The sequence below is a fragment of the Streptomyces sp. NPDC007907 genome (assembly GCF_042959365.1).
In the GTDB taxonomy this organism is placed as follows: domain Bacteria; phylum Actinomycetota; class Actinomycetes; order Streptomycetales; family Streptomycetaceae; genus Streptomyces; species Streptomyces indiaensis.
The window spans coordinates 65,298-80,850 of record NZ_JBIBKR010000010.1; the positions used below are offsets into that span (position 1 = coordinate 65,298).

General features: G+C 71.7%; 16 protein-coding genes and 1 pseudogene. 7 read left to right on the forward strand and 10 right to left on the reverse strand.

Translation table 11 applies throughout. The annotated features are described in order from the left end of the window. Positions 1–61 precede the first annotated feature (61 nt). Complete coding sequence (locus ACFZDI_RS34140) at positions 62–1,291, forward strand: serine hydrolase (protein ID WP_391256092.1); 1,230 nt, start codon at positions 62–64, stop codon at positions 1,289–1,291. A 7-nt stretch (positions 1,292–1,298) separates the two neighbouring features. On the opposite strand, the gene ACFZDI_RS34145 is transcribed toward ACFZDI_RS34140, so the two are convergent. The 3 genes from ACFZDI_RS34145 to ribA form a co-directional block, all read right to left on the reverse strand. Next, positions 1,299–2,456 (reverse strand): saccharopine dehydrogenase C-terminal domain-containing protein, encoded by a 1,158-nt coding sequence (locus tag ACFZDI_RS34145; protein ID WP_391256094.1) that lies wholly within the window; start codon positions 2,454–2,456, stop codon positions 1,299–1,301. Beyond that, positions 2,446–3,507, reverse strand: a complete 1,062-nt coding sequence (locus ACFZDI_RS34150; RefSeq protein ID WP_391256097.1) for a saccharopine dehydrogenase — start codon at positions 3,505–3,507, stop codon at positions 2,446–2,448. Before ACFZDI_RS34150 ends, ACFZDI_RS34145 begins: the two co-directional genes overlap by 11 nt. 141 nt (positions 3,508–3,648) lie before the next feature. Beyond that, positions 3,649–4,308 carry a GTP cyclohydrolase II gene (gene ribA, locus ACFZDI_RS34155; RefSeq protein WP_391256100.1) on the reverse strand — a complete coding sequence of 220 codons (660 nt, stop codon included), beginning with the start codon at positions 4,306–4,308 and terminating at the stop codon, positions 3,649–3,651. Between the two features lie 41 nt (positions 4,309–4,349). On the opposite strand from ribA, the gene ACFZDI_RS34160 reads away from it, so the two are divergent. Then, positions 4,350–5,078 (forward strand): creatininase family protein, encoded by a 729-nt coding sequence (locus tag ACFZDI_RS34160; RefSeq protein ID WP_391256102.1) that lies wholly within the window; start codon positions 4,350–4,352, stop codon positions 5,076–5,078. Between the two features lie 143 nt (positions 5,079–5,221). On the opposite strand, the pseudogene ACFZDI_RS34165 reads toward ACFZDI_RS34160, so the two are convergent. The 5 genes and pseudogenes from ACFZDI_RS34165 to ACFZDI_RS34185 form a co-directional block, all read right to left on the reverse strand. Further along, positions 5,222–6,286, reverse strand: a pseudogene (locus tag ACFZDI_RS34165) (lysylphosphatidylglycerol synthase domain-containing protein); the annotation flags it as partial. Further along, positions 6,283–7,407 (reverse strand): class I SAM-dependent methyltransferase, encoded by a 1,125-nt coding sequence (locus ACFZDI_RS34170; protein WP_234847256.1) that lies wholly within the window; start codon positions 7,405–7,407, stop codon positions 6,283–6,285. The pseudogene ACFZDI_RS34165 and the gene ACFZDI_RS34170, both read right to left, overlap by 4 nt. Continuing rightward, positions 7,404–8,609, reverse strand: coding sequence for a glycosyltransferase family 4 protein (locus ACFZDI_RS34175; RefSeq protein WP_234847257.1), 1,206 nt, complete (start codon positions 8,607–8,609; stop codon positions 7,404–7,406). Before ACFZDI_RS34175 ends, ACFZDI_RS34170 begins: the two co-directional genes overlap by 4 nt. Continuing rightward, entirely contained in the window at positions 8,606–9,004 is a 399-nt protein-coding gene (locus ACFZDI_RS34180; RefSeq protein WP_030843501.1) for a 6-carboxytetrahydropterin synthase, read from the reverse strand. The genes ACFZDI_RS34175 and ACFZDI_RS34180 overlap by 4 nt, the downstream gene beginning before the upstream one ends. A gap of 159 nt (positions 9,005–9,163) precedes the next feature. Next, positions 9,164–10,156 (reverse strand): zinc-binding alcohol dehydrogenase, encoded by a 993-nt coding sequence (locus ACFZDI_RS34185; RefSeq protein WP_234847258.1) that lies wholly within the window; start codon positions 10,154–10,156, stop codon positions 9,164–9,166. A gap of 108 nt (positions 10,157–10,264) precedes the next feature. On the opposite strand from ACFZDI_RS34185, the gene ACFZDI_RS34190 reads away from it, so the two are divergent. Next, positions 10,265–11,035 (forward strand): CDP-alcohol phosphatidyltransferase family protein, encoded by a 771-nt coding sequence (locus ACFZDI_RS34190; RefSeq protein WP_391256107.1) that lies wholly within the window; start codon positions 10,265–10,267, stop codon positions 11,033–11,035. Positions 11,036–11,047: 12 nt separating this feature from the next. Here the strand turns inward: ACFZDI_RS34190 and ACFZDI_RS34195 are convergent, their stop codons facing one another. Further along, complete coding sequence (locus ACFZDI_RS34195; RefSeq protein WP_234847260.1) at positions 11,048–11,428, reverse strand: helix-turn-helix domain-containing protein; 381 nt, start codon at positions 11,426–11,428, stop codon at positions 11,048–11,050. Between the two features lie 128 nt (positions 11,429–11,556). On the opposite strand from ACFZDI_RS34195, the gene ACFZDI_RS34200 reads away from it, so the two are divergent. Both ACFZDI_RS34200 and ACFZDI_RS34205 read left to right on the forward strand, forming a co-directional pair. Further along, a complete protein-coding gene (locus ACFZDI_RS34200; RefSeq protein ID WP_234847261.1) occupies positions 11,557–11,958 on the forward strand; it encodes a RidA family protein in 402 nt (133 codons plus the stop codon). A gap of 164 nt (positions 11,959–12,122) precedes the next feature. Then, entirely contained in the window at positions 12,123–13,082 is a 960-nt protein-coding gene (locus ACFZDI_RS34205; RefSeq protein WP_234847262.1) for an ATP-binding protein, read from the forward strand. A gap of 103 nt (positions 13,083–13,185) precedes the next feature. On the opposite strand, the gene ACFZDI_RS34210 is transcribed toward ACFZDI_RS34205, so the two are convergent. Then, entirely contained in the window at positions 13,186–13,728 is a 543-nt protein-coding gene (locus tag ACFZDI_RS34210; protein ID WP_308287412.1) for a hypothetical protein, read from the reverse strand. A gap of 169 nt (positions 13,729–13,897) precedes the next feature. On the opposite strand from ACFZDI_RS34210, the gene ACFZDI_RS34215 reads away from it, so the two are divergent. Both ACFZDI_RS34215 and ACFZDI_RS34220 read left to right on the forward strand, forming a co-directional pair. Then, positions 13,898–14,521, forward strand: coding sequence for an HD domain-containing protein (locus tag ACFZDI_RS34215; protein ID WP_391256112.1), 624 nt, complete (start codon positions 13,898–13,900; stop codon positions 14,519–14,521). Positions 14,522–14,865: 344 nt separating this feature from the next. Then, positions 14,866–15,537, forward strand: a complete 672-nt coding sequence (locus ACFZDI_RS34220) for an SMI1/KNR4 family protein (RefSeq protein WP_391256115.1) — start codon at positions 14,866–14,868, stop codon at positions 15,535–15,537. Positions 15,538–15,553 lie beyond the last annotated feature (16 nt).

Here is a 15,553-nt window from a genome sequence, read left to right on the forward strand (position 1 = left end):
TGAGGCGGTCCGTGCGGGGTATGCCGGATCTCACCTCGACCAGTGCGACGGGAGAAGAGCCATGGCACAGCTGCGACAGGAAGTCGATCCGGGTGAGGCCGGGCTGGATCCGCAGGTGCTGAGCCGGCTGGACCGGACCTTCGTCCGGCTGGTCGACGAGGGGCGTCTGCCGGGCTTCCTCGTGTCCGTCGCCCGGTCCGGGCGCGTCGCCCACCTCACGACACACGGCCTGCGCGACATCGCGGCCGGGCTGCCGGTCGAGCCCGACACGCTGTGGCGGGTCTACTCCATGACGAAGCCGGTCACCGCGGTCGCCGCGCTGCTGCTGGTACAGGAGGGCCGGCTGTCACTGGACGACCCGGTCGCCGACCACCTGCCGGCCTTCGCCGACCCGCGGGTCTACGTCGACGGCTCCGGGGCCGACGTGGAGACCCGCCCGGCCGACGGCCCGATACTCGTCCGGCACCTGATGACCCACACCTCGGGTCTGACCTTCGGCTTTTACCACACCCACCCCGTCGACGCCCTCTACCGCGCGGCCGGTCTGGAGTCGTCGGTGCCGCCCGGCGCGGACCTGGCCGAGACCATCGACGTGTACGCGAGCCTGCCGCTGCAGTTCGAGCCGGGCACCGAGTGGAACTACTCGGTCGCCAGCAACGTCCTGGGCCGGATCATCGAGGTCGTCTCCGGGCAGCCGCTCGACGTGTTCTGCGCCGAGCGGATCTTCGGGCCGCTCGGCATGACGGACGCGGGCTTCCACGTCACGGACGCCCAGGCGCCCCGGCTCTCCGAGATGTACGGGGAGAAGGAGGGCGGCGGCATCGAGCCGATCGCGGGGCTGCCGCTGCGCGGCCGGCCGCGGTTCCTGTCGGGCAGCGGCGGCCTGGTGTGCTCGGCCCACGACTACCACCGCTTCATGGAGCTGCTGCGCCGCCGGGGCGAGCTCGACGGCGTGCGGCTGCTCGCCCCGGAGACGGTGGACCTGATGACCCGCAACCACCTGCCCGGCGGCGCCGACCTGCGGGCCTTCGGCAGCCGCCCCGCCCACGACGAGCCCGGCAACGAGGGAGTCGGCTTCGGCCTCAACTGCTCCGTCGTCATCGATCCGTCCCGCACCCAGGTCCCCTCCGGGCTCGGCGCCTTCGGCTGGAGCGGGGTGGCCACGACGACGTTCTGGGTCGATCCGGGCCGCGACCTGACGGTGCAGTTCATGACCCAGGTACGGCCCAGGACGTCCCACACGGTCTTCAAGGACCTCAAGCGGCTGGTCCACGAGGCCCTGACGCACTGAATTTCCGCTACCGGTCCACGCGCAGGGTGAACTCCACCCCCTCCTGGGCGAGTTCACGCAGCCACTGCTCGGACCGGGCGGCCGTCTCCGCCGCGCGGTTCAGGCCGGGCGGCAGCGAGCCGTCCAGGATGTGACGGACCCCGAGGGCGAGGGTCCGTGAGACGCACCGGGCCATCGCGCTCTCCTCGGCGTCGCCCACCAGGTCGAGGAGGTAACCGCCCCGCCACGACGGCCCCGACTCGGCGCGCACGTCCAGCGACACGGCCAGGACGACCCGGTCGCGGTCGTCGTCCGTGGTGGGGTAGGCGGCGGCCAGCTCTCGGGCCAGGGCGGCGATCCGGGTGTCGTCGCCGGTCTTCAGCTCCTCGAAGACGCCGTCCCAGGCGCGCAGCCAGCCCTCCAGACGCAGGGTGCCCCGCACGAACGTCCGCGGTGTCCAGGCGTCCGGCACCCGGTACTGGGCGACGAACGGGACACTGTCCCGGTTGGGGTAGACCTCGAAGGTCTCCCCGTCGACGACATGCCGCCGGGTCGCCTCCCAGGGCCGCTCGGCGACCGTCTCCGCACCGTCCCGCAGGTAACGGGCCGGGGAACGCAGGGCGTTGAGGACACCGGAGGGCGCCCAGCTGAAGCGGTACGTGAAGTCGTTCGGCACGGCAGGGACACCGCCGCAGTACGACGTGAAGGTGTACGACGCGGGCGTCCCGTCGCCGATGGACTCCCGGGCCCGGGCGACCAGGGCGTGCGCGAACAGGTGGTCGATGCCGGGGTCGAGACCGGCCTCGGTGAGGACGACCAGCCCCGCTTTCCCGGCGGCGGACACGTGCTCCAGCACCGCCTCCGACACATAGCTGGAGCACGCGAAGTGCGCCCCCTGACGCACGCACTCGGCGAGCAGCGGGGCGTGCTCCGGCGCGGGCAGCATCGACACGACGACGTCGCCCGGGGCGAGTTCGGCGGCGAGCGCGGACCGCGTGTACGCCCGGGGCTCAGCCCGTCCGGAGAGCCCCAGACCGCCGAGGGCCTCGGCGGCACGGCTCTCGGTGCGGTGCCAGAGCCGTACGCGCTCGGCGGTGTCGCACAGCGCGGCGAGACCGCTGCCTGTGGACAGGCCGGCGCCGATCCAGTGGACGGTGCCGCTCGCCGGTGCCGGTTCAGTGGTCACGGGACTCCCCCGCGTCGACGCCGTGGGCGCGGGACGCCGCACGGAACCGGTCCAGGCAGCGACCCCAGGGGCCGGAGACGCCGAAGTCGCGCAGGTGGGGCAGCAGCGCGGCCGAGAAGTCGGTGCTGGACTTCAGCGGCAGCAGGGAGGGCAGGTTGTCGATGGCGATCAGGTCCAGCGGGGGTTCGTCGCGCAGCCGCCGCACCGGCTCGTCCCAGGAGGTGGTGTCGTCGTACACCGGCAGGACGTTGAGCGGGGAGCCGACGTCGCAGGTCACGTCGCACAGGGTGCGCAGCCGGCGGTCGGGGCTGTCGAGGTCCTGCTCGCGCAGGAAGGGCGGGACGGGGCTGGTGGCGAGCACCGCGTTGACCATCACGTCGTGCCGCAGCAGGGCGGTGCGGTCGAGGTCGCGCGTCTCGGCGAGGTCCCAGCAGGTCGGGTCGGCGCCGGCGGTGGCGAAGGCGGCGCGGGCGCCGCGGCCGCTGCGGCCCAGGGCGCCGACGACGAGGCCGGTGAACTCAACGTCGTCGGCGGCGGGCTTCAGCGTCTCGTCCAGGTCTTCCTTGGTGGTGGGGGTCAGGGGCGCCCGAAGCCGGCCGCGGTGCCGGAGCACGGCGAGGGCGGCTCCCAGGTAACCGGCCCAGAAACCGAAGGCGGCCAGGCGCCGCCCCGTGTCGTCGACCAGGTACTCCAGGTCGAACAGCGCCCCGCCGCCGGCGGCGAAGCGGCCCAGCAGGTCCGCCGCTCCCGGCTGGCCCTTGTAGGCGTGGCCGAAGAAGACGTGCCGGTGCGTCAGCTCGGCCGGCTCGTCGGGCAGTTCCTTCAGCCCGAGCACGACGGCGTCCCGCGGTGCCGTCACCCAGGAGCCCGCGGGTGCGATCCGGCAGCCGGCCGCCTCGTACTCCTCGATCGGGAAGACCCGCTGGGGGGACTCCTCGACGGTCAGTTCCACTCCGTCCCCGACGAGCCGCCGGGCGTCGTCGGGGACGATCGGAGTGCGTCGCTCGGTCGTTCGGGCCTCGTGGCGCAGCCACAGATGGAGCTCGGTCATACCAGGTGGGCCTCCGGCGTGAGGCGTCGGCCGCTGGGGCCGACGCTCAAGGGGCGGACGTCCACGAAGCGTACGGCCCGTCTCCGGGTCGCGCACCGATGCGCCCGGGTCACGTCGGGGAGCCGGAGCCGGACGGGGTGATCAGGAGGAGCTGACCACCGCGTCCAGGTGGGGCAGGTGGTGGTCGAGGCGTTCCCGCTTGGTGCGCAGATAGGTGATGTTGTTCTCGCACGGCGGGATCAGCAGCGGCACCTGCTCGGCGACCGTGATGCCGTGGTCCACCAGGGCCTCGCGCTTGCGCGGGTTGTTGGACATCAGGCGCACCGACCGCACGCCGAGGTCCTCCAGGATCCGGGCGGCGACACCGTAGTCGCGGGCGTCGACGGGCAGGCCGAGGGCGAGGTTCGCCTCGACGGTGTCCAGGCCCTCCGCCTGCAGGGCCATCGCGCGCAGCTTGCCGAGCAGGCCGATGCCACGGCCTTCATGCCCTCTGAGGTAGACCACGACGCCCGCGCCCTCGGAGACGACCGCGCGCAGGGCGGCGTCGAGCTGGTCGCCGCACTCGCAGTGCTGGGAGCCGAAGGCGTCACCCGTCAGGCACTCCGAGTGCAGCCGGATGAGGACGTCGTCCGGGCCGATCTCGCCGTAGACCAGCGCGACCTGTTCGTCGCCGCGGTCGTGGTCCATGTAGCCGATCGCCTGGAATTTCCCGTACACGGTGGGCAAGGGGGCATTCACGACGCGTTCCACGCCGGTCCGCTGCGGTGCCTTCTTGCCGAGTACGCCAATGTTGTCTGTCATGATTCTCGAGTTCCTAAGCAGAGACGAAAGGCCGTGACGATATGAGTGATCTGGTGCCGGCGGACACCACGGAAGACGTACGGACGCGGGGCGCCGGTGTCTCACGGCAGGTCGCGGTGCTTCCCGTGGGGAGCTTCGAGCAGCACGGTCCGTACCTCCCGCTGGCGACCGACACCCTCGTCGCCTGTGCCGTCGCGCGGGAGATAGCCGGCGCGTACCCGGTGCACCTCCTTCCTCCGGTGACGATCTCGTGCTCGCACGAGCACGCGGCCTGGCCGGGCACCGTCAGCATCTCCTCGGTGACCCTTCATGCGGTGGTACGGGACATTGCGGCTTCGCTGCGCCGGTCCGGCGTCGACGCCCTGGTGGTGGTCAACGGACACGGCGGCAACTACGTGCTGGGCAACGTGGTTCAGGAGTCCTCCGCGCGCGGCGAGCGGATGGCGCTCTTCCCGGCCGCCGAGGACTGGGAGGCGGCGCTTGAGCGGGCGGGTGTGGAAACCTCGCTGCTCACCGACATGCATGCGGGGGAAATCGAGACCTCCATCCTTCTGCACGCTCATCCGGAAATGCTCCGCCCCGGATATGAGACTTCCGATTTCGTCGCTGACGACCGGCGTCATCTGCTCACCCTCGGCATGTCCGGCTATACCGATTCCGGTGTCATCGGCCGTCCTTCACTGGGTTCGGCGGAAAAGGGGAAGGAACTGCTGGCGAGCCTCGCGGATTCCTTCGGTGCGTATTTCTCGATGCTGACCTCCGACGCGTAGTCACCCTGCGGCGCCGGGGACCCGGGTGTCGTCCGGGTCCCGGCGCGCAGGCCCGCGTACCAGCGGGCGACGAGCACGATCAGGCCGGGCAGGCTGGCGACGAGGCTGAGCACGCCGTAGACGACCGCGACGGCGAGCCCCCGGCCGGCGCCCAGGCCGGCGGCGCCGAACGCCCAGGCGGTGACGCCCTCCCGGGGGCCCCAGCCGCCGACGTTCAGCGGCAGGCCCATCGCCAGCAGGGCGAGGACGGCGAGGGGCAGCAGGACGGCCACGGAGGCGGCGGTCCCGGCGACCCGGGCGGCGAGTACGAACATCGCGACGTAACCTGCCAGCACCACCACGGAGGAGACAACCGCTCCGGGCCCGTTCCGTCGCGACAGCAACCCTTCGCGGGCCTCGGCGAGGAACGCGCGCAGCTTGCGGCTCCGGCGGGAGGGTGCCGAACGGTTCATGCGCAGGGCGAGGACGACGGCGAGGGCGCCCAGGGCCGCCAGGGCCGCGGGCGCCGCGATGTGCCGGGCCTCGGCCAGCACCGGGGACGGCATGGTCAGCAGGACGACGGCGCCGGCGGCGAACAACACGATCTGGCCGGCCGTCCGTTCGAGGACGACGGCCTTCACGCCCCGCCGTAGGTCCCCCTCGCTCTGCCCGTGCCGCACGGCCCGGTGCACGTCGCCGAGGACGCCGCCGGGCAGGGCCGCGTTCAGGAACAGCGCGCGGTAGTAGTCGGCGACAGCCGCGCCGAAGGGCAGGCGGATCCTGAGCCCCCGGGCCACGAGCGCCCACCGCCAGGCGCTGAACACGGTGGTGACGAGTCCGATGCCGAGCGCGAGCAGCAGCGACACCGCGTCGATCCGCCGCAGGCCGTCCAGGAAGACGCCGGTTCCCAGTCGCCAGAACAGCACGCCCAGGATGACGATTCCGGCGCACGTGCCGAGGTGCGTGCGGACCTTCGGGGAGCCGAGACGGGCCAGGGCCGTCCGGACACGGTGCGGCGGGGCTTGGGTCGTCCGGGTGGGGCCGGACGGAGTCGAGGCGGCGGGCGCGCTGCTGTCGCGCACGGCCGGGCGCGGCACGGCCACGCCCGCCCGGGCCGTGTCCGCCGGGCCGGAGGGCGCGGGCACACGGGTGCCGCCGGCGGTCGCGGGCGGCCCCGACTGCTCCGTGAGCGTGGTGTGCGGGCGCGTTCCCGTCGCCTGGGGGCTCATGACGCTCCGCCCGCCGGGCGGGACAGGGCCAGCAGGTCGACGTGGTGGACGGTGACGCGCAGCTCGCCCGCGGCACAGGCCGCCAGCCGGTTGGTGAGGTAGACGTCGGCCTCGGCCCGCAGTTCGGGGCGCTCCTCGACGGCGGCACCGACCCAGCCGCGCAGCCACTGCTCGGTGAGTGCGGCCTGCTCGGGTCCGAGCCGCCAGGGGCTCGGGTGCAGCCGTACGGTCGCGCCGTGCTCGGAGAACGCCTCGGCCGCCACGGTGACCGCGTCGGGTCCGAGCAGACCGTCGCGGCGCTGGTGGTCGTTGAACGCCTGGGCGATCTCCGCGTCCAGCGGGTGGGACGGCGTCAGTTCCACGCGCCCGGCGACGGACAGCGTCAGCAGGGCGGGGCAGCCGGCTCCGGTGCACGCGGCGGCGAGCGTGTCGATCTCCTCGCGCGTGAGGACGTCCAGCAGGGCGGACGCCGTCACCAGGGACGCCCCCTGCAGGGCGTCCGGGGTGAGGCGGGCGACGTCGCCGCGTCGCGTCTCCACGGTGACCCGGGTGCCGTCGGCGGCCGAGCGCGGGGACGAGACGGCGGCGAAGTGCAGCAAGTAGGGGTCGCGGTCGTGCAGGATCCAGTGCTGGGCGCCGTCCAGGCGGGGCGCGAGCCAGCGGCCCATCGAGCCGGTGCCGCAGCCCAGGTCGTGGATGACGACGCCCGACTTGCCCGGCAGGTTGGCGAGCCGGATACGCAGCGGGTCGAGCAGGTCGTGCGCCCGTGCGGAGGCGTCGGCCGGCTCCCGCAGCTCCAGCCATTCCGGCGCGTACCGGGGCGGGTCCTCCGGGTTGGCCTCACGCAGCTTGACGGTCGGCCGCGTGCCGGGCCTGCCGCTGGGTCCGGCGCCGGGGATCACGGCGTCCGGGGCGTACCCCGGGACGAACTCCACACTGGAGCCCAGGCCCGCGGTTCCCGCGTTCCCACCGGCCACCGCGCTCGCGATGCCCGCCGCGGCGTTCTGCCCCGGGCCGGGCTTCCCGCCCGGCGCCACGCCGTCCGTCACGCTCGTGACCTCCCTCGGCCCGGGCTGTGCCGGGATCGCCCCGCTCTGCTGGGTCGTGGTCGGGTTCGTCATGCGGCCCTCCGGGGTTCGGTGGGGAGCCGGCGCAGTACCGCCGCCAGGCTCTGTGCGGTCGTCGCCCAGCCGTCGAGGGCGGCACGGCGGCTGCGGGCGGCGGCCTTCAGGCGGCGTCGTACGTCCGCCTCGCCGAACCAGCCGCGCAGTTCGACGGCGATCGCGGCGGGGTTCTCCGGCGGGACGAGGATGCCGGGCATCCCGCCGTCGGGTGCGCGGCCGACCGCCTCGGGCAGCCCGCCCACGTCCGTGGCCAGCACCGGGATGCCCCGGGCCAGGGCCTCGGTCACCGCCATGCCGTACGTCTCGGCGTAGGAGGTGAGGACCATCAGGTCGGCGGTGGCGTAGGCGGCGTCGAGCGCTGGGCCGGACTTGGGGCCGGCCAGCTCCAGCCGGTCCTGAAGGCCGTGCTCCGCAATGAGGGACCGCAGGTGGTCGACGTACTCCGGCTCCTGGGTGAGGGAGCCGACGCACACGCAGCTCCACGGCAGGTCGCTCACCGCGGCCAGTGCCTCCACCAGCCGGTGCTGGCCCTTGCGCGGGGTCACGGCGGCCACGCACAGCAGGCGCGACACCCCGTCGGTGCCGGGCGCGAGCGGCGCGATGTCGGCGCCGGGGGCGGCGACGTGGACCCGCTCGGGGGGAAGGCCGTGGTGGGAGACCAGGCGGCGGACGGCCCAGTCGCTGGTGGCGATCACCGCGGGCACCGCCCGCAGCACGGTCCGCTCCTTGGCGTCCAGTTCGGCGGCGACCCCCGCGTCCAGGCCCGTCTCGTCGCCGAGCGGGAGGTGGACGAGGACGGCCATGCGCAGGCGTTCCACCTCGGGGCCCACGATCTCCGGTACGCCGCAGGCCACCAGTCCGTCGAGGAGTACGACGGAGCCGTCGGGCAACGCGGCCAGGGTGCGGGCCAGTTCCGTACGGGCGCCGGCCCCCGGCCGCGGCCAGTCACCGGACACGGCGTGCTTGGTCACCTGCCAGCCGAAGCCGGGCAGATCCAGGCACACGCGCCGGTCGTAGGCGTTGCCGCCGCTGGGTGCCGTCGGGTCGTCGATGCCGCCCGGTAGTACGAAGTGCACGGTGCGCAGGGACATGGGGATGATCTCGGCGTTCTTCAGGGAAGCGTGCTGCACGGGAACATAATTCAGCCGTGCCGGTGCCGGACCCCTGTGCTCGGGCCGTTCGACGGTCGTGTCGGTCACAGCGCACGCTCGTAACTCGCCCAGGCGATGTGCGACTCGTGCAGGGTGACGGTGAGGCCCGCGATGCCCTTGGCGCCCTCGCCCAGCGCCCCCTTGTGGATGCGCTCGGCGAGCCGGTCGGCGATGACCTTGGCGAGGAACTCCGTGGAGGTGTTGACTCCGGCGAAGTCGGGCTCGTTGTCGAGATTGCGGTAGTTCAGCTCGCTGACGACCGCGCCCAGTTCCTGGGTGGCGAGCCCGATGTCGACGACGATGTTGTCCTCGTCCAGCTGTTCGCGCCGGAACGTGGCGTCCACGAGGAACGTGGCCCCGTGCAGGCGCTGCGCCGGTCCGAAGACGTCGCCACGGAAGCTGTGGGCGATCATGATGTGATCGCGGACGGTGATGCTGAACAACGGACGACCCTCCAGGTGCGGCGCGTCTGCTCCCCCGCTCTCGGTGCCGGGGATGCCGAGTAGTACGGCCCGTTGTCTTCCCTTGTTCAGCCTGTCGTACGTCTTTTCTCAGGTCAGGCGCTCTTGTCGTGGCCGACTCGTACCGGATGGAACGAATCGTCAGCCGATGCGTCCATCGTTCTCGTCGTAACGGACGCGGTGGCACAGCGCGGGAACCTCGCCGGACGCCAGCCGCGGCAGCACGTCCGGCAGGTCCTCGAAGGGGGATTCGCCGGTGATCAGGGCGTCGAGCGCGGGGTCGGCGAGCAGGTCGAGGGCGACGGCGAGCCGGTCGGCGTAGGTGCGGTTCGGGCGGGCCGGGGAGACGGTGCCGACCTGGCTGCTGCGGATGACGAGCCTGCGGGAGTGGAAGGCCTCACCGAGCGGGAGGCTGACCTGCCGGTCGCCGTACCAGCTGAGTTCGAGGACGGTTCCCTCGGCGGTGAGGAGTTCCAGGGACCGGGCGAGGCCCGCTTCCGTGGCGCTGGCGTGCACGACCAGGTCGCGTTCCCCGTCGGCGTCCTCGGGGGTGGCGAAACCGACACCGAGCGCCTCGGCGATCTTCGCGCGGGACGGGTCGGCGTCGACCAGCTGGACGCGCACCCCGGGGAACCGGGCGAGGAGGGCCGCCACCGAGCAGCCGACCATGCCGCCGCCGACCACGGCGATCCGGTCGCCGACCAGGGGAGCCGCGTCCCACAGGGCGTTGACGGCGGTCTCCACGGTCCCCGCGAGCACGGCTCGTTCGGCGGGGACGGTGTCCGGGACCGGGGTGACCGCCGAGGCCGGGACGACGTACCGCGTCTGGTGCGGGTAGAGGCAGAACACCGTGCGGCCGGCGAGCTCTTCGGGCCCCTCCTCCACCACGCCGACGTTGAGGTAGCCGTACTTCACCGGGCCAGGGAAGTCGCCCTCCTGGAAGGGCGCGCGCATGGCCGTGTGCTGGCTGACGGGGACACCGCCGCGGAAGACGAGCGTCTCGGTGCCGCGGCTGACGCCGGAGAACAGCGTGCGGACCAGCACCTCTCCCTCGCCGGGCGCCGGCAGGGCGACGTCCCGGATCGCACCTCGCCCAGGCGAGTCGATCCAGAACGCGCGTCCGGTGTGCTTCATCGAAGTCCTCCTGAACGATCGGGAAGCTGAGTGCGTACCGAGGGGTGCACAGGCCGCGCACAACGTAGCGGCGATGATCGACTCTGTCACACGGCCGGAGGGTGTTCGGTGGCCCTGAACAACACTTACGACGCGAGGCTCGTACAGCAGGAGACCGCCCTGGGGGCGGGCGTGCAGGTCCTGCTGCTGGCCCTGATCGGCACGGCGATCGGGATGGGGCCGGCGGGCTGGCTGAGCGGCCTCGCGTTCGCGATCGCCACCTGGGCGGTGCTCTCCCGGGCCCTGCACCGCTCCCGGCTGCGCTCGTTCGGCGCGGCCAACCGGGTCACCTTGGGGCGGGCCACCCTCGTCGGCGGGGTCACGGCCCTGGTCGCCGACTCCTTCCAGAGCTCACCGCCGGTGTCGCTGTTCGTCGGCCTGACGGCGGTGGCGCTGATCCTCGACGGCGTCGACGGCAAGGTCGCCCGCCGCACCGGCACGTCGACCCCGCTGGGCGCGCGCTTCGACATGGAGGTCGACGCCTTTCTGATCCTGGTGCTCAGCGTGTACGTGTCGATGCAACTGGGCCCGTGGGTGCTGCTGATCGGCGGCATGCGCTACGTCTTCGTCGCCGCAGCCAAGGTGTGGCCCTGGCTGACCGCCGCACTCCCGCCGAGCACCGCCCGCAAGACCGTCGCCGCGCTCCAGGGCGTGCTGCTGCTCCTGGCGGGCGCCGATCTGCTGCCGTACGCGGCCAACTTCGCGGTCGCGGCCCTGGCGCTGGGCCTGCTGGTCTGGTCGTTCGGCCGGGACGTGCTGTGGCTGTACCGGACGCACCGGACCTCGCGGGCAGAGGAGCCGGCGACCGTCCCCCAGGTGCGGGAACTGATCGCGGGCTGACACCCAGCCCGGTCAGGGGCCGAAACGCCCTCGGGCCGCCTCGATGTGCCCGAGGTATTGATGGGTCCAGCCACAGATCGCGTCGACCGTGGCGCGCAGCGCACGGCCCGGCTCGGTGAGCGTGTACTCGACCTTGGGCGGCACGGTGGGGTGCACCTTCCGGTCGACCAGGCCGTTGCGCTCCAGCATCCGCAGGTTCTGCGTGAGCATCTTGTGGCTGACGCCCTCGACCTCGTCGCGCAACTCGCTGAAGCGCAGGGTGCGTTCCCCGAGCGCCTCGATGATCAGCAGGGCCCACTTGTTCGCCACGTCGGAGAAGATCTCCCGGGCCAGGGAGTCCGCCCGGCGCAGGTCCGCGTTCTCGGGCAGGTCTCTGATCTGCTTGGTCACCATCTGGTTCCCCAGTCACCGAAAAGTGCGTTCTTCCAGGTCGGCGGTCACTCTCCTACGGTTTCCGAGTAACCGCAAGAGAGCGCGGGCCCGTTGCCCGCGGTCCGTGCCCGACGGAAGGAACTCACGCCATGACCACGCTCGACGTCTACGACCACGGCATCCCGGCCGAGGGCCACTTCGGCTACGCCCAGGCGATCAGGTCCGGTGACCTGGTCCACGTCTCCGGGCAGCTCTCGTTCGACGAGGCGGGCGCCTTCCACCCCGAGGACGACCTCGCCGCCCAGCTCGAGGGGACCTACCTCAACCTCGACAAGGTCCTGGCCCACTACGGCGCCACCCGCAACCAGATCGTCTCCCAGACGCTGTACGCGGTGGACCTCGTGCGGAACGCCGAGGTGATCGCGAAGGGCAACCGGGCGTACTTCGGCACCCACCGTCCGGTCAGCACGGCCCTCGGCGTCACCGAACTGACCTTCCCCGGACAGCTCGTCGAGATCAGCTGCGTGATCGACATGGGACTGCCCGGCTGAACCCTCCGGTCAGCGACGCATACCGGCACCCACGAGGGCCCGCTCGCAGGGGTCGAGCAGCACCCGCCCCGGACCCCCCGATCGGCTCAAGCGATTTGACAGGGACGACGAGGCTTCCCTAAACCTAGCCACATGACATCCATTTTCAAAAAGAGGGGGTCGTCGTGAGGATCGCGTTCGTCGGCAAGGGCGGCAGCGGCAAGACCACGCTCTCCGCGCTCTTCTCCCGCCACCTGGCACGCTCCGGCGCCCCGGTCCTGGCCGTCGACGGCGACATCAACCAGCATCTGGCCGAGGCGCTGGGCGGCGAGGAGGAGTCCGCCCCTCCGCTGGGCGCTCATCTGCCCGAGATCAAGGACTACCTACGGGGGGACAACCCTCGTATCCCCTCCCCCGAGGCGATGATCAAGACGACCCCGCCGGGCCGCGGATCCCGCCTCCTGCGTCCGCTGGGCGACGACGAACTGCACGCACGGCACGTCGGCCGGGCGGGCGGCGTCCCCTTCATGGCGACGGGCGAGTTCGACGAGTCCGACCTGGGCGTGGCCTGCTACCACTCCAAGCTGGGTGCGGTGGAGCTGTACCTCGGGCATTTGCTGGACGGTCCCGGCGAGTACGTGGTGGTCGACATGACGGCCGGAGCCGATGCCTTCGCCTCAGGCCTGTTCGCCCGTTTCGACCTCACTTTCCTGGTGGCGGAGCCCACCCGCAAGGGTGTCTCGGTGTACCGCCAGTACCGCGACCACGCGGAACAGTTCGGCATCCGGATCGCCGTCGTCGGCAACAAGGTGACCGGCGAGGACGACCTGCTCTTCCTCAAGGAGCAGGTGGGCGACGACCTGTTGACCCACCTGGTCCACTCCCCCTGGATCCGCGCGGCGGAACAGGGCCGGGCCGGCTCCGGCCCCGAGGCACTGGCGTCGCTGGAACCGCACAACCGCCACGCCCTCGAGGTGATGCGCGAGGCGGTCGACGCCGAAGTCCGCGACTGGGAACGCCTCCACCGCCACGCGGTCGAGTTCCACCTGCGCAACGTCCACGCCTGGGCGGACGCGCGTACAGGCGAGGACCTCGCGGCGCAGGTGGACCCTGAGTTCGTGCCGGGGCCGGCCGCCCGCTCCTGAGGCGCGGGGCGCTCTCCGCGTCCGCCGCAGTCCGGGCATCACCGCCCCGGGTCGAGCAGCCGCCCGGGACCGAACCACCGGGACCGGCCGCGGCCTCCGTCGGCTACTCGATACCGGTGGCGTCGAGTAGCCGGACCACGTCCTTGCGCCCGTACCCGAGCAGTCGGGCGCGGTCGGCGGCCATGAGCACCAGGTGCGCGGCGATCTTCGCGGCGTATCCGTTCTTGCTGTCCGCGTCGAACCATTCCTGGGGCTTGTCGACACCCAGGCTGTTCATCACCAGGCCGTGCTCTCGGCGGACCTCCGCGACGGTGCCGGCGACGGCGTCCAGGAGCGTCTTCCCCGGCCGCTCGCATTCCAGGGCGAACCACCCCTGGTCGACCGGCATGCACCCCTCCGGCGGACGCTCCCGCAGCCCCGCGTACCTCTCGTCCTCGAAGCCGGAGGCCCGGAACTCGTCGTGCACCAAGGAGAACCGGTGGAACCCGGGCCGGACCGGCGGGGGTGGAGGTGTGTACTCCCATCCGGCGTCCTCGTACAACTGCCGTTTCACCTCCTCTTCGTCGGCGTGCGTCACGGTGAAGCCGTTGGCTTCGTTGCGCCCCGTCGTCGTGCCATCGGCATTGCGGTGGAAGTGCAGGCCCATCATGTGCTCCCGTCGTCGTGCTGAGAATGGACGGCAAGTCCCGTCACCAGCTCGAACGGCCCGCGGGCCGGGCAGGTGCCCGTTCCGCGGGGCACCATCCGATCGTGTGAAAAGGACCGCCACGGGAACTCCCCGGCCCGGCCGGGCGAGCGGTTGTTACGCTCCCCGAGTGAGAATTCCGGACCCCGCAGAGATCCGGGCGCTGCACGAGAAGTACGCGCCCACCGCCGAGGCGTTCGCCCTCGTCCACAGGCACTGCGAGATCGTCTGGGGAATCGCCGAGCAGCTCCTTGCCGCGCCCCGCCTCGCCCATCTCGACGCCGAACTGGTCCGCGCCGGCTGTCTCCTCCACGACATCGGTGTCTACCGCCTCTACGGGGAGGACGGACGGCTGGACCACCGGAACTACATCCGGCACGGTCTGCTCGGCCACGAGATCCTCGAAGCGGAGGGCTTCCCCGAACCCCTGAGCCGCTTCTGCTCCCACCACACCGGGGTGGGACTCACCCGCCACGACATCGTCAGCCAGGCACTGCCCCTCCCTCCCGGCGACTATGTGGCGGTGACGGAGGAGGAGAGGCTGGTGATGTACGCGGACAAGTTCCACAGCAAGTCCCGGCCGACGGCGTTCCTCTCCCCCGACGAATTCGCCGCCCGCATCCTCCGCTTCGGCACGGACAAGGTGACGGCGTTCGAGGCACTGCGCGCGGAGTTCGGCGACCCCTCTCTGGACGGGTCTGTGCCGTGCGGCAGCCCGGCCGCAGACGTGAGGACAACTCACGTCCAGGCATAGACGTCGAAGGTCGGCCCCGGATCGTTCTTCGCTCCCGGCCACGACGAAGTGGCGGAAGCCGCACTGCTCGGGGCCGAGTACGGTTCCTCCGTCGCCCAGCTGCTGCACGGCCACGGATACGGGCCGGGACACTCGGTGAGTGCGCGTGCCGTTTTCGCGGGCGTGTGGCAGAAGTGCTCCACGTGCGACTACGTCGGCGCACCGGGCAGTATCGCCCATCACACTCGGAGCGACGACCCGCCGGACGCTCCCGGACCATGCGCAGTTGGACTTCATGGCTTTGGGCTGCTGCACAAGTTCGAGAGGTCTTCGGACAAAGGCATGTGACCCATACAGTCGCTGGTATGACGGACGATCAGCAGCAGGAGCGGGCCGTGGCGGGCGCCTGGGCGAGGATCGAGAAGTGGCTGGAGCAGCACGCTCCGCGCTCCTACCGGATGCTTTCTCCGCCCGCCCCGGAGGCCGACATCCGTGGGGTCGAGCAAGAACTCGACCTCACCGTTCCGTCGGACCTCAAGGCTTTCTACCGCCTCCGCAACGGCACGGGTCATCCCGGTGACTTCGGCTGGACGCCCGGACCCGAGACCGGACTCCCCCTACAAGGACAGGAGACGGCCTGGCTATTGCCGAGGAAGCATGGGATTCCTCCCGTGCAGCATCTGCCGTACTGGGACGAAGGCCCTCACACGATCGGTATGCCGAGCGACCCCATGGTGCGATACCTGGCGTTCGCCGCCACCGACCGCAGCGGTCTGTACGGGCTGTTCACGGACTGCATGCCAGGACCGGGTTACGGACGGATCGGCACCTTCGAAGAGGCCGGCATTCCCCAGCTGGGCGTGTGGCCGTCGTTTGCCGACTACCTCATCGAAGTCGCCGACGCCCTGTACGAGAACCGCGGTGTGGAGTACCCGGACGGACATCAGGACAACAAGGTGCCCGGTCTCGTCGATCAGACCCTGGTGTGGGACGGTCCGGCACATCCGAGGGACCCGGACTGGACGCGCTTCGCATAGCACCGGCGCCCGCATT